This is a genomic window from Parvimonas micra, from assembly GCF_021300775.1.
Taxonomy (GTDB): Bacteria; Bacillota; Clostridia; order Tissierellales; family Peptoniphilaceae; genus Parvimonas.
In genome coordinates this window covers 161,902-174,790 of the sequence record NZ_JAJTJP010000002.1, presented here as the reverse complement: position 1 = coordinate 174,790, position 12,889 = coordinate 161,902, and the positions used below count along the sequence as shown (strand labels likewise).

The window sequence follows — 12,889 nt, the reverse complement described above, 5'->3', positions numbered from 1 at the left end:
CTGTAAGGTCAATTACGCTATGTAAATATTTAAATAAATAATTAAATTTGCAATGCTTGTTGTCGTATATTTCATAACAGTTCTGCATTCAAAAATTATGCTAAAGTAAATATTTATAAAATACTAAATAAAAAAGCGTACTTTTTATAATTTTTTCTATAAAAGTACGCTTTTTTTCCTATAATTTTACTAGAATTTTTTTCTACTTCCTGGTTTTACAAGTTCTATTTTTCCTTCTTTACAAATTGGACAATCATCTTTTTCAAATGCTTGTACATTTAATGCAATTGCTGGGAAAAGTGGATATTCAATTCCTGATTTTCCGTTTGTTCTATCAACTATTGAAGCAATTCCAACAACATTTGCTCCATGTTCTTTTAAAACTTTGATTGTTTCTAATGAAGATTTTCCTGTTGTAACAACATCTTCAACAACAAGTACATTTTCTCCTTCGTTAATGAAAAATCCTCTTCTTAAAGTCATTAAATCATTTTCTCTTTCTGTGAACATTGCTCTTACTCCTAAAGCTCTTCCTAATTCATAAGCAATTACAATTCCACCCATTGCAGGTCCAACAACTGCGTCAACTTTAACATTTGCATCTTCAATTTTTTTCTTGATTACTTTGCAAACTTCTTCAGCTTTTTCTGGATACATCAAAAGTTTTGCACATTGAACGTATTTATCGCTGTGTTTTCCTGATGATAATAAGAAATGTCCTTCTAATAAAGCTTCACTTTCTTTTAATAATTCTAATACTCTTTCTTCCATGATATCCTCCTAAATAATTCCTCTAATTTCTTGTAAATCCTTTATATTTTGTTCTTTACAGAATTGTTCCATTCCTTCGATTATATCAATCATAGCTCTTGGATTGATAAAGTTTGCTGTTCCAACTTGAATTGCAGTTGAGCCCGCCATTATAAATTCAATAGCATCTTGCCAATTCATAATTCCACCCATTCCAATTATCGGAACATCTACAACCGAAGCGACATCTCTTACCATTCTAAGTGCTATTGGTTTTATACAAGCTCCCGAAAGTCCTGCTGTTACATTGTCAAAAACAGCTTTTCTCTTGTAAATATCTATTGCCAAAGCATTAAATGTATTTACAAGTGAAAGACAATCAGCTCCCGCTTCAACACAAGTTTTTGCCATTTCTTTTATATTTTCAGCATTTGGTGATAGTTTAACCATAAGAACTTTATCTGTGTTTTCTCTTACTTTTCTTACTATTCCCTCAGCTATATCACATTTTATACCAAAAGCCATTCCACCTGATTTAACATTTGGACATGAAATATTTAATTCAATTATTTTTATATTTGTTTTATTGATAAGTTCTACAGATTTTAAATAATCTTCTAGTTGTGAACCTCCAATGTTTGCTAAAATCTGTGTATCATAACTTTCCATAAAAGGTAAATCTTCTTTTATAAAAGTTGGTACTGACGGATTTTGTAGTCCAATACTATTCATTATTCCTGCTGGAGTTTCATAAATTCTAATTCCAGTATTTCCATCTTTACCAGCAAAAGTAAGTCCTTTTGTAGAAATACCACCTATTCTATTTAAGTCAATATATTCAGCATATTCTCTACCGAAACCAAAAGTTCCTGATGCTCCAATAACTGGATTTTTAAATTTAACTCCACAAATATCTACTTCTAACATTAAAAATCCACCTCCTTAACTTCAAATATAGGTCCTTCTTTACAAATTCTTTGCATTCCACTCTTAGTTTTACAACTACAAGCTAGACAAGCTCCAATTCCACAACCCATTCTACTCTCTAAAGAAACATAAACAGGTATATCAAATCCTAAATTTTTAACAGAATTCATCATAGGATTAGGTCCACAACAATAAATTACATCATAATCATCTTTTAAGATTTCAGTTATGAATCCCTTATGTCCAACTCTTCCACTATTTGTTGCAATATATGTATTCTTTGTGAATTCTTTAAAATCTTCTATAAAATATGCTTCATCTCTAAAACCAGCATATAGATCAACATCTGCTTCTAATTTTTTTGCAAGATATAGCATTGGCGCAATTCCAATTCCTCCCGCAACAAGAGCAACTTTTTTTCCCTTATATTCTTCAATCGGAAATCCGTTACCAAGTGGTCCTAAAATTTCAACGCTATCTCCTACTTTCTTTTCAGACATAATCTTTGTTCCTTTTCCAACAACTGCATAAAGAAAAGTTAATTTATTATCTTCTATATCACAAATACTAATTGGACGGGGAAGCATGTTCCCGTCCTCAAAGCATTTAACCATATAAAATTGTCCAACTCTAGCTTTAAATTCTCCTTTAACATCCATTTTGTAGATGCCATCAGCTATTTTTTCATTTAAAATTATTTCAACTTTTTCGTATGATTTATTCTCCATAAATATCCTTCCTCATATTTAAAACGGCTTCTCTTGTATAATGTGCAAATCTTTCTTCGCCATCTTCAAATTTTTGATAGTATTTTATAATTCCTCTTGAAGAGTTTACAACTCCACCATTAAAGTCATTTAAGTAAGTTCTAATATCTTCTGCTTTTGCACCTTGTGCACCATATCCTGGTAATAAGAAGAAAATATTTTTATATCTTTCTCTTATTTTCTTAGCTTCTTCACTATGAGTTGCTCCAACAACAAATCCCAAAGGTGAATATCCACATTCAGAAGTTAATTCATCAGCAAATTTTTTAAGTTCATCTCCAACTTTGAAGTAAAGAGCTTCTCCATTATAGTCAAGACATTCAATATCCTTAGCTCCTTCGTTTGAAGTTCTAAGTAAAACGAAAACTCCCTTTTCTCCAGTTTTTAAATAATCTAAATAAGGAGTGATACTATCCATTCCCATATATGGGTTAAGAGTTATAAAGTCTGCTTCAAATTCTCCTTTAAAATGAGCCTTTGCATATTCCTTTGCAGTACTTGCAATATCTCCTCTCTTAACATCTCCGATGCTTAGAAGTCCCTTTTCTTTAATATATCTTAGAGTTCTTTGATAAGCGATAAGACCTTCAAGACCATTTGCTTCATAATATGCAATTTGTGGTTTGTAAATTGCTACTATATCACTTGTCGCATCAATAATTGTCTTATTGTATTCAAAAATTACATCTGAAAGTTTTTCGTGTTTTTCTTTAATATAATTTGGAATATAATCTAAATGGCTATCAAGTCCAACACAAACAAATCCTTTTTCTTTTACTGCTTCATACAATCTATCTACTATCATTAAAATTCTCCTTTATATTTTATTTCTCCGTCTTTAATTGTCATAAGTACTTCTCCATAAAGCTCTACTTTATCAAAAGGCGTATTTCTACCTTTTGAAGCAAATTTACTTGCATCTACAACAATTTTTTTATCTGTATCAACTATAACTAAATCAGCTAAATATCCTTCTTTTAAAAGACCTTTTTTAATTCCCATTAAATTAGCTCCGCCGTAGGACATCACTTTTGATAATGTTCTAATGTCAATATTTCTTTCTTTAACTAATTTTGTATTACAGATTGCAAATGCAGTTTCAAGACCAACAAGTCCAGGACTTCCATTTGCCTTATCCTCTGCAGTATGTGGCGCATGATCTGTTGCAATTGCATCTACAGTTCCATCTAAAATTCCTTCTATTAGAGCTTCAACATCAGCCTTTTCTCTTATTGGAGGATTTACTCTGTATGAATTATCCCAAAGTGCAATATGATGTGGAGTTATTTCGCAAGTAACCTTTACTCCCTCTTTCTTTCCACGTCTTACCGCATCCAAAGAATCAATTGTACTAACATGGCACATATGAATTCTACCGTCTAATCTCTTTGCAAGATAAACATCTCTTAAAGTCATTAAATCTTCAGCTATTCTGTAATCAATTGGAGAAAGTTCGCTTTCTGCATGTATCATTATGATTTTATCGTATTTTTTAGCTTCTAAAATCGCTCTATACATTGTTGTTTCAGAAAGAACTCCCTTACCGTCATCAGATAAAAATTTTGCATTTTCAAATTTTGAATAGTCAACTAAATTTTGTCCATCAAAATTTTCTGTTACTGCAACAATTTGATTTACATCAACTAAATTTAATTCTCTTGCTCTATTCATTATGTCATTATAAGTTTCTAGATTACTGCAAATTGGTTTTGTATTTGCCATTGTGTTTACAGTTGTATATCCACCTCTTAAAGCAGAAAGTGAACCTGTTTTTAAATCTTCCTTGTAAGTAAATCCAGGATCTCTAAAATGCACATGTAAATCTACAAAAGCGGGCATAACAGTCTTTCCCTTTGCATCTATAACTTCATAGCTATCATCAAAACTTAAATTTTCGCCAATCTCTACAATCTTTCCGTCTTCAATTTTTATATCTCCAACTTTATTTATATCTTTATCCACTAAGACTGCATTTTTAACTATTTTTTTCACTACGACCTCCACAAGAATATAAATTATCGCAATAATTACATCTGTATATTCCCTTTTCTCTGTTTAATAATATAAATTTATTTTGAACATTTTCATGGCAAGTTATACAACGTGGGTTTTTACATTTAATAAAACCTTCTACCTTTTCTGGTAAAACCATTGAAACTTTTTCTTTAATTTTTTCATTTTCTATAATATTTACAGTTAAATCTTTATCTATTAAACCTAAAATTGCCATGTCCATATTTATAACATTTTCAATCTTTATCATATCTTTTTTCCCATTTTTCTTAGAGTCAACATTCATTATAAGAGCAACTCTGTAATCTGCCTTATCTAATTCTAGAAGTTTAAAAATTTCATATCCAAGACCAGGTTTAATATGATCTATTACTATACCATTTGAAATACTATTAATATTTAACATTATTTTACCTCCAATAGTTTTAAGATTAATGCCATTCTTATTATCATACCGAATTTAACTTGATTAAAATATTTTGCTCTAGGGTCTGTATCAACTTCTGTAGCAATTTCATTTACTCTTGGCAATGGGTGAAGAATTATCATATCATCCTTTGCTGTTTTCATCTTCTTATTATCTAAGATGTAAGTATCTTTAAGTCTTACATAATCAGCCTCATTGAAAAATCTTTCTCTTTGAACTCTTGTCATATATAAAATATCAAGTTTATCCATAACTTCTTCAATTGTTCTAACTTCAACAAATTCAATATTATGGTCATTTAGATACATTTTTATGTATTCTGGAATTACAAGTTCAACAGGTGAAATAAAGATGAATTTATTACCCTTAAACTTTGAAAGAGTCTTAACAAGTGAGTGAACAGTTCTTCCGAACTTTAAGTCTCCACAAAGACCAATAGTCATATTTTCCAAAGTTTTCTTTGTTTGTGAGATTGTAAGTAAATCTGTAAGAGTTTGAGTTGGATGTTGATGTCCACCATCTCCTGCATTAATAAAAGGAACAAGTGTTACTTCTTTTGCAAGCTCTGCAGAACCTTCATGAGGATGACGCATAGCTATAATATCTGAATAGCAACCAACTGTTTTGATTGTATCTTGTAAGCTTTCTCCCTTAGTTGCAGAAGAAACTTTTGGATCTGGAACAGTTATGCAACTTCCACCAAGTCTAAGCATAGCTGCTTCAAAACTTAATCTTGTTCTTGTTGAAGGTTCAAAGAACAATGATGCTAAAATTTTTCCTCTACATTTTTCTGAATATTTCTCTGGATTATTATAAATATCAGAGCCTATCTCCATAAGTTCAAGTAATTCTTCACATGAAAAATCTTCACTGCTAACTAAATTTCTAAATTCTTTCATACAATTCCTCCTATTAAGTCATTTTGTCATACACAAAAAAAGGAAATAACAAACAGTTATTTCCTAAAATTCAAATTATTAAAAACAAATACTGAATAAAAACGAGAGTAAAAGCCCTTTAAAAAGCCTTTAACAGCTTCAACAAAAGGATATTTTACCAAATTCAAAAAAAAGTCGGAAAGACCATTTAAAACAAATGATTTGCCGACTAAAATATCAAAATTATTAAAATGGAAAAAATTAGAAACAAAAACAGAAGAGTCAATTAAACACTTTTTATTGCTATTAAAAACTGACATTTTAACTGAATTTGCCATAAAAATTACCTCCGTCAAATTTCCTTTGATTATTATACAATAATAGAATTATAATGTCAATAGATTTACATAGTTTTTATCAAATTATCTTTACTATAAAATCATTACTATTATGGATAGATTCACATAAATATGATATAATAAAGAAAAATATTGATAAGGAGATTATTATGTCAGTTTCTTACAAAAAACTTTTACATATGATGATTGAAAAAGATATTTCTAATCAAGAATTAATGCGTCAAGCAAAGATTTCTGCAAATATAATTACTAAATTACGAACAGGACAATATATAGCATTAGATAAATTGGAAAGTACACATGAAATCTTAGTCTTGCTGACTTGCTAGAATTGTCTTTCATAGGATTTCTACTAAACAATACAAAAAATCATACTCCAGCAAGTACCAAAGCTACATCAAAAGGTGTCACCCATTCTTTTTCATTATCTGAGTGGTCATTATCGCAATCCATTGGTATAGTATTATAAGATATTAACTTATCATTGCTTCTATAACTACCTGGAAATTCTGCTGTAACATGCCAAAAGAGATAGCTTTTATAAAGCTATCCCTATCAACAAATGTGACCATATTAGTATAAATGCAGTTGTTCTTATTTCTGATGCAAGTAACATCATAATAATTAAAATTTAGCATTTGTCTTACCCCCCCAAACTCTCACTTGTAAAATACTTAATCGCTGTTTTCTTTTTTCAGCGATTTCAATTTCTCTTTTCATACCTCCAATAATTTCACTTCCAAATACCCCTACCTCCTTGCATTTACCAAGAAGTATGATGTTCACAAAAAGTTCATCTTTTCTTTGTTCTAAATCACTATCACTCATAAAAGGAAACAAGAGATGTGGTATAACAGGAATTGCACCATTCTTGTATACCAACTCTGCATAGTGAATTGCTATATTAGTGTTTAAATCTTTATCACCACTATATGGAGAGCAGATATATGCAAGTGGTCTGAAGTTTGGATTTTCAAGGTGCTTCTTGTATGTCTTACTCATAATCTGCCTCCTGTTCTATAAGTGGATAGATACCGTTTTGTTTCATTAGGTCATAGATAAAGAGTCTTCCCTTTTGAGTCCAGTAAGTATGAACCTTAGAGTGATTTGCTCCATCTGTTCCAAGATAGTTATGTGTCTTTGTACTGGTATAACCTTCCTCTGCATACTTTTGATACAATAGCCAGATATCTGATTGCTTGAATTGAACTCCCAAATCGTGTAAGAAATTATTCATCCATTGAGCAGATTTCCCATAGTCTTTTGCTATTGCTCTCATTGAAAGAAGATCCTTACAGTTAAGAACAATATCGTAATAACTAACCTTTGGTTTCATCTCTGCAATTTGCTGCGACTGAAGTGCTACTGTATTTAGAAGTTTCAAGTTTTCCTTTTCAACAGTTGCCAGTTTCTTATTATCAAATTGTAAGGCTCTAGCCATTACTGCTTCTGGAGAATTCCATTGCTCTTCAATTTGAATGAAATACTTTCTAAACATTTGACCCAATTCAGTTCTTTGAATCATGCATAACTGTTTAGCCATATCGATTGTCAGCTGATGATTAGTATCAGGTCTTCCTCCGGTACTTTCCGACAAAAATGTCGAAAAGTCTATTCCTTCAAAAAATCCATACTCACACATCCTAGGAAACCATTTATCATAAGGTGTTCCTATTTTTAATGCCTCGTGTAATTCTCGCCCATTCACAGTAGGACGTTCACTGTTGTAGTCAACTTTGATTAGCTCTTTCATTTTAGCTACCTCCTTAATTTTCTTTGAAGGAACTACTGCCTTCTACTTGGTAGCCTTGGGAGAGTCCAAAATCTGACGCTTTTGAAAAACTTTTTTCTAAATTTTTATTCGCTCTCTTTAATTTTTGTGTGATAGAGTTGGCAAGTCTTGAAACTGCCTTGTTATATTCCTCTTTAGATTCAAATGCATCTCGGCTTAGCATTGTTTCTGCTTTTTCGTTGATTGACACCCCCTCAATTCGTACCGACATGAATAAATCGGCAACATCTGGTTTCAAAACTGAATAAACGAACTCCTTAACAGCCTCATATGTTTCCTGTATGTCTCTATTTATTTCGTCTTTAAGGAATATAGACGAATCCGCCACTTCACTTATGTTCGGTTCAAAATCCCCGGTTTCTTCACCATCTTCATCCTTTGTTGAAATGGAAAATCCTTTGTGTCGCTCTTGTTTATGCATAATGTTGTATTCTGGACGGTTATACTCTTTTTCCACCTCTTCCTGAACTCTCTTTTCAAACTCCTCCTCAGTTTCATCTGGTTGCAAGTTAATATTCAACCAACCTTTGATATCAGATAGGTTTAGTTCAAATGTTGTAAATTCTTTCTCATAACGTATTTTGATTTTCATAAAAATCCCTGTCCTTTCTGCTGATTGCAGTAGGACGAAGGGATACAAAAAGAGCCGATGCTATATGAAGCATCGACTCTCCTGCCAAAAAATAGCCATAGAAAAATAGAGGTACCTCACATAGAACCTCACGAATAAATCCGTGAGTGTCGTATGATGTATCCCATCGCCCTATAGCTAATCAGGCTCTGTGATAATTTTGTTATGTACGATTTGTACTTTTAAATAGTATCAAAACCTTTATTTCTGCCCGTTGAAGCTTCTTCAACGGTAAAAAAGCCTAATTCTCGCTAATTTTGAGAACTAGGCTTTTAAAATTAATGAATTTCAAATCTTATTCGTTGAACAATTTTCAACAAAATATTTTTATTTTTTCTTATTGACTAATTTACGGTATTAAAAAAAGAGCTGAAAAAATTTTTTCAACTCTTTAATCACCTATATTTTTGGTTTTTTTATTAAATGTCCGAGATTCTGATTATCCAACTCATCATAGATATCCGAATAGTCTGTTGCCCATTTTAAATGAATCACCATATCATAAGTATTGTTTTCAATACCTTTATTACCTGGTAAATCTAAATCTAGGGTAATCTCTGCTAACTGTAACATTCTTTTGATAACTCTAGATGGTATATGAATTCCAAGGCAAGCTGAAATAACATTTATCTTAGATAAATTGCAATTTTTTCTCATATTACTAATAGTTGCTTTATCAAGACCTGCTGTATCTTCTAGAAGCCTAAATGAGTAATTACAAATATTTTTACCCATTAATTTTTTTAATGCTTCTCCAAACTCAAGATTATTGATTGCCTTCAACATTTCTGTAGACATTTGATTTACTAAACCGTATTGAGCTAATAAATCTTCTGATATATGGTCGTAATAATTAAATGTTTTACTAGCCAAAGCAGAAGGCAATGTTACATATTTTAGTTCTCCATTTTCGTCTATTATAAACTGTAAAAAACACTCTTCTTCATGTTCTTTGGCATAATCAGTTAAGCAAAGTCCTCCTAAAGATTTTCTCTCAACATAGTCGCTAGTATTAAGACATAACCCATCTTCAATATAAGCAAAAGCATCAGTCTCAATAATTGAAGCAACTGCTCCGCTTTCCTGATACCAAGAACTTAATTTTTCAGTTGGTACTTTAGTAACAACATTTTTATCTTTGAGTTCTTCCTTTGTCAAAACAACATCAATTTGCTTGTAGTCATTCTTTTTATACGGCTCACTTAGAGCTTCCTCATAATCTATTTCTACAAACTGATCTTCTCCATTGTTTAAAAGAAAATGCCTTAAATATCCATCCACATACATAGATAGACGCTTGTTTGAATAAGAATCTCCATATGAGTCTTCAAAGAATTTCTTTGACTTTTCTTTATCACAACTTTCTTTTAATTCATCAAAAATTCCATATTCAGAAATACTATCCTCAGTTACTTCTTTATTAAATAGATATCTTAGAAGTTCTTCAGAACAACCTAAATTTTTAACAACTCTTTTTATTTTGTTACTTTCAAGTTTACTAAGCATCTCATTGATATAATCATTAAAAGTCTTATTTTGATTTAACTTAATGTTTCCAGACTGAATGTCATAAAGCAATATTCTAGCAAGCTTTTGTTTTTCCTGCGAAAGCATAGAAAATGAACTATGAAGTTCCTTTCTTAATTTTTCCACATCCTCTTTAGATACATCCTCAGCTAGTAACTTGATATATTTTTCAAATCTAGAGTCCATATAATCTTTATCAATTTTCTCACCATCATGCTCTATTATACGAGCATCTATATCGAAAGGAACTTCACCTATTCCAGAACCTCCACCATTTTTAGGCAGTTCATTATACCTAGCTAAAAGTTTTAGATAGTCTTCTTCGCTAAATATTGCAGAAATTGTAGAAGCATCTTTTTCATATTCTCTAATACTCCAGTCAAATCCCTGAATTAATGCAGCATCTAGATATCTTATAAATTTATTGAACTCTTTTGCAAATTTTGCTTTTACAATATTATCTTCTGGTAGTTTTTCAAAATTTTCAATTCCTGCATTTTCAAATAATCCTCTAATATCTTCAAAAGTATTATTCATATTTCTGATATTACCGGGTAATTTATCAACAAATAAGCCTAGTGGAATATCACCAGAATATGCCTTTACAGCTTCATTTAAATTTTTCTCCATTGTATTAGGTCTTCTGTACCATTTAATAATTCCAAATGGTTTTTCTTTTTTGTTGTAAACTCGATTGGTTCTTGAAATAGCTTGGATTAAATTTTCATATTGAAGCATTTTATCCAAATAAAGAGTATTAACTCTTTTAGAGTCAAATCCCGTAAGCATTTGATTCACAACTATCAGAATATCTATTTGTTCATCTCTACTTATATTTTCATATGGCTCCTTATGAGAAAGTCTTCTACTAACATCCTTCCTGAACTTGTCATAAGTTGGAATTGTAAAAGCCATTTCATATTTCGAATTATAATCTTCAAGCATTTCTACAATGCCATCTTCCTTATCAAGAGAAGTTTTACCATCATTATCTATACTTGGATCAAACATAGCTGTAACATTTAAATCAGGTACTTCTCTTTTCATAAGTCTATAGTAGGCAACTGCCTCAGGAATACTTGATGCAGCAAAAATAGCATGAAACTTATTGTTGTTACTATATAACAGCCATTTGTTCTTAATGTCATTAATTACTGCTAGTCTATATTCTTCAGTTTCATACTGTTCGTTTGGAACATAATCTTCTATACCTTTAATCAATTTATTGTCTTTTAATTCTTCACACATTCCTACTTCAGAGGAGTTCATGAATTTCATAAAAACTTTCTTTTTCTTTTCGTCACCCATAGCTTCAGCAATAGACTTTGACTTCGACTGATGCAAAGCTACTTTTTCTCTAATTTCTGAATCAGGATAGACTTTTACCATATATGGATCAAAACCTATAACATTTCCGTCTCTAATTCCATCAGATAGAGTATATCTATGGATTTCATCTCCAAATATTGTTGGAGTTGTACTGTCTTTCTTTATGTTGACTTCTTGAATTGGAGTACCTGTAAAACCAAATAGTAAGGCATTTCTAAAAGTTTTCTTTATTGTTGTAAGCATTTCTCCAAAGGTAGACCTGTGACATTCATCAACAATAATCACCAATCTCTTTTTGGAAATATATCTAATATCATCAATTTTTAAAGCTTCTGAGTCTTCACTAATATTAGATAATTTTTGGATTGATGTAACTATAAGAGTATTATCATAGTCATTGCTTTTTAGCTTACTAATTAAAATATTTGTGTTTTCCGTGGCTTGTACTGATTCATCATCACTTTTAAACGCTCTGTATTCATTTAATGATTGTGTAGCAAGTTCTTTTCTATCTACAAGAAATATCACTTTATCAGCATCGTTTGAAGATGCAATAAGCTGAGCAGATTTAAAACTAGTCATAGTTTTACCAGACCCAGTGGTATGCCATACATGTCCGCCTAATTGTTTCCCATCAAACCATGTATTTTTAGCTACTTTCTCTGCAATTCCATTTGCAGCATAGTATTGATATGATCTCATTACTTTTAAAATACCATCACTAGAGTCAGCAACGGTATAAAAACCTATTAGCTGATGAGCCATAGGAATATTTAATAAATTAGCTATTACATCGGACCAATAATTAATTGGTTCATTATTAAAGTCGGCCCAGTGAAAATAAAAATCTTGATTGAATTTTCCTTCGCCAGGATTTGCAAAATAAACTGTTTCATCAGGTTGCATAGCTACAAATATTTGAACTAATGAAAATAATCCCTTAAAAATGCCCTCATGTGAATATTTTTCAATTTGATTATATGCCTGACTAACTTCGATTCCACTTTTCTTTAACTCTAAATGTATAACGGGCATACCATTAATAAGTAGCATCAAATCTCCTCTTCTATCATTTAAAATAGAAGACTTTGCTTTAAATTTAGGTTGGCTTACAATTTGATATCTGCTTTCTCCAAAGGCAATTTCCTGCTTATCATATATTTTTAGACTTACTTCCTTACCAAAATGTGATTTATCGTCTGGATTATCCCTCTTGATAGCTACGCTCTTACCGTTAATAAAGCCATTGAGTTTCGTAGGACTTTGAAGAGCAATAATCTGCTCCAAAATTTGATCCATTTCAGTTTTAGTTAAAGGAACGTCATTTAGCTTATCTATTTGCCTATTATTGTTAAAAAGTATATCTGCCCAGTTTTGTATAAGATCTTCTTCAGTCGGGTAGTAAATTACTTCTTCTTCCCATCCATACTTTATTAAAGTCTCAATAACCGCTTTCTCAAATTTAGCTTCCGTTTTGAATTGCACTCTT

The 12,889-nt window shown here is 31.0% G+C and carries 13 protein-coding genes; 1 reads left to right on the top strand and 12 read right to left on the bottom strand.

What is annotated here, in order from left to right:
• Positions 1-189 precede the first annotated feature (189 nt).
• From pyrE to LW893_RS04040, 8 genes are read right to left on the bottom strand one after another with little or no spacing between them, the layout of a single operon-like run.
• Positions 190-771: an orotate phosphoribosyltransferase gene (pyrE, locus tag LW893_RS04075; protein WP_233055950.1), complete on the bottom strand. Its 582-nt coding sequence runs from the start codon at positions 769-771 to the stop codon at positions 190-192.
• 9 nt (positions 772-780) lie between these two features.
• Positions 781-1,677, bottom strand: a complete 897-nt coding sequence (locus LW893_RS04070; RefSeq protein ID WP_233055949.1) for a dihydroorotate dehydrogenase — start codon at positions 1,675-1,677, stop codon at positions 781-783.
• The gene (locus LW893_RS04065) at positions 1,677-2,405 is read right to left on the bottom strand and encodes a dihydroorotate dehydrogenase electron transfer subunit (protein ID WP_233055948.1); all 729 of its coding nucleotides are present in this window, start codon (positions 2,403-2,405) and stop codon (positions 1,677-1,679) included. The genes LW893_RS04070 and LW893_RS04065 overlap by 1 nt, the downstream gene beginning before the upstream one ends.
• The gene (pyrF, locus tag LW893_RS04060) at positions 2,395-3,249 is read right to left on the bottom strand and encodes an orotidine-5'-phosphate decarboxylase (RefSeq protein ID WP_233055947.1); all 855 of its coding nucleotides are present in this window, start codon (positions 3,247-3,249) and stop codon (positions 2,395-2,397) included. The genes LW893_RS04065 and pyrF overlap by 11 nt, the downstream gene beginning before the upstream one ends.
• Entirely contained in the window at positions 3,249-4,436 is a 1,188-nt protein-coding gene (locus tag LW893_RS04055; RefSeq protein ID WP_233055946.1) for a dihydroorotase, read from the bottom strand. The genes pyrF and LW893_RS04055 overlap by 1 nt, the downstream gene beginning before the upstream one ends.
• Complete coding sequence (locus LW893_RS04050) at positions 4,420-4,863, bottom strand: aspartate carbamoyltransferase regulatory subunit (protein WP_233055945.1); 444 nt, start codon at positions 4,861-4,863, stop codon at positions 4,420-4,422. The genes LW893_RS04055 and LW893_RS04050 overlap by 17 nt, the downstream gene beginning before the upstream one ends.
• Complete coding sequence (pyrB, locus tag LW893_RS04045) at positions 4,863-5,783, bottom strand: aspartate carbamoyltransferase (protein ID WP_233055944.1); 921 nt, start codon at positions 5,781-5,783, stop codon at positions 4,863-4,865. Before pyrB ends, LW893_RS04050 begins: the two co-directional genes overlap by 1 nt.
• Before the next feature lie 56 nt (positions 5,784-5,839).
• Positions 5,840-6,100: a hypothetical protein gene (locus LW893_RS04040; protein WP_233055943.1), complete on the bottom strand. Its 261-nt coding sequence runs from the start codon at positions 6,098-6,100 to the stop codon at positions 5,840-5,842.
• A 170-nt stretch (positions 6,101-6,270) separates the two neighbouring features.
• On the opposite strand from LW893_RS04040, the gene LW893_RS04035 reads away from it, so the two are divergent.
• A complete protein-coding gene (locus LW893_RS04035; protein ID WP_233055942.1) occupies positions 6,271-6,450 on the top strand; it encodes a helix-turn-helix domain-containing protein in 180 nt (59 codons plus the stop codon).
• Between the two features lie 295 nt (positions 6,451-6,745).
• Here LW893_RS04035 and LW893_RS04030 read toward each other — a convergent pair whose 3' ends face one another.
• The 4 genes from LW893_RS04030 to LW893_RS04010 all read right to left on the bottom strand — a co-directional run bounded on the left by LW893_RS04030 (position 6,746) and on the right by LW893_RS04010 (position 12,885).
• Entirely contained in the window at positions 6,746-7,123 is a 378-nt protein-coding gene (locus LW893_RS04030; RefSeq protein WP_233055941.1) for a DUF4406 domain-containing protein, read from the bottom strand.
• Positions 7,116-7,874 carry a phage antirepressor KilAC domain-containing protein gene (locus LW893_RS04025; RefSeq protein ID WP_269836899.1) on the bottom strand — a complete coding sequence of 253 codons (759 nt, stop codon included), beginning with the start codon at positions 7,872-7,874 and terminating at the stop codon, positions 7,116-7,118. Before LW893_RS04025 ends, LW893_RS04030 begins: the two co-directional genes overlap by 8 nt.
• Positions 7,875-7,887: 13 nt before the next feature.
• Positions 7,888-8,505, bottom strand: coding sequence for a hypothetical protein (locus LW893_RS04015; RefSeq protein ID WP_233055940.1), 618 nt, complete (start codon positions 8,503-8,505; stop codon positions 7,888-7,890).
• Positions 8,506-8,943: 438 nt separating this feature from the next.
• Positions 8,944-12,885: a type I restriction endonuclease subunit R gene (locus LW893_RS04010; RefSeq protein WP_233055939.1), complete on the bottom strand. Its 3,942-nt coding sequence runs from the start codon at positions 12,883-12,885 to the stop codon at positions 8,944-8,946.
• Positions 12,886-12,889 lie beyond the last annotated feature (4 nt).

Coding starts and splice junctions, on each gene's coding strand:
- LW893_RS04025 (WP_269836899.1), bottom strand. CDS start 7,874: ATGAAAGAGCTAATCAAAGTTGACTACAACAGTGAACGTCCTACTGTG.
- LW893_RS04030 (WP_233055941.1), bottom strand. CDS start 7,123: ATGAGTAAGACATACAAGAAGCACCTTGAAAATCCAAACTTCAGACCA.
- LW893_RS04050 (WP_233055945.1), bottom strand. CDS start 4,863: ATGTTAAATATTAATAGTATTTCAAATGGTATAGTAATAGATCATATT.
- LW893_RS04040 (WP_233055943.1), bottom strand. CDS start 6,100: ATGGCAAATTCAGTTAAAATGTCAGTTTTTAATAGCAATAAAAAGTGT.
- LW893_RS04015 (WP_233055940.1), bottom strand. CDS start 8,505: ATGAAAATCAAAATACGTTATGAGAAAGAATTTACAACATTTGAACTA.
- pyrE (WP_233055950.1), bottom strand. CDS start 771: ATGGAAGAAAGAGTATTAGAATTATTAAAAGAAAGTGAAGCTTTATTA.
- LW893_RS04035 (WP_233055942.1), top strand. CDS start 6,271: ATGTCAGTTTCTTACAAAAAACTTTTACATATGATGATTGAAAAAGAT.
- LW893_RS04065 (WP_233055948.1), bottom strand. CDS start 2,405: ATGGAGAATAAATCATACGAAAAAGTTGAAATAATTTTAAATGAAAAA.
- pyrF (WP_233055947.1), bottom strand. CDS start 3,249: ATGATAGTAGATAGATTGTATGAAGCAGTAAAAGAAAAAGGATTTGTT.
- pyrB (WP_233055944.1), bottom strand. CDS start 5,783: ATGAAAGAATTTAGAAATTTAGTTAGCAGTGAAGATTTTTCATGTGAA.
- LW893_RS04070 (WP_233055949.1), bottom strand. CDS start 1,677: ATGTTAGAAGTAGATATTTGTGGAGTTAAATTTAAAAATCCAGTTATT.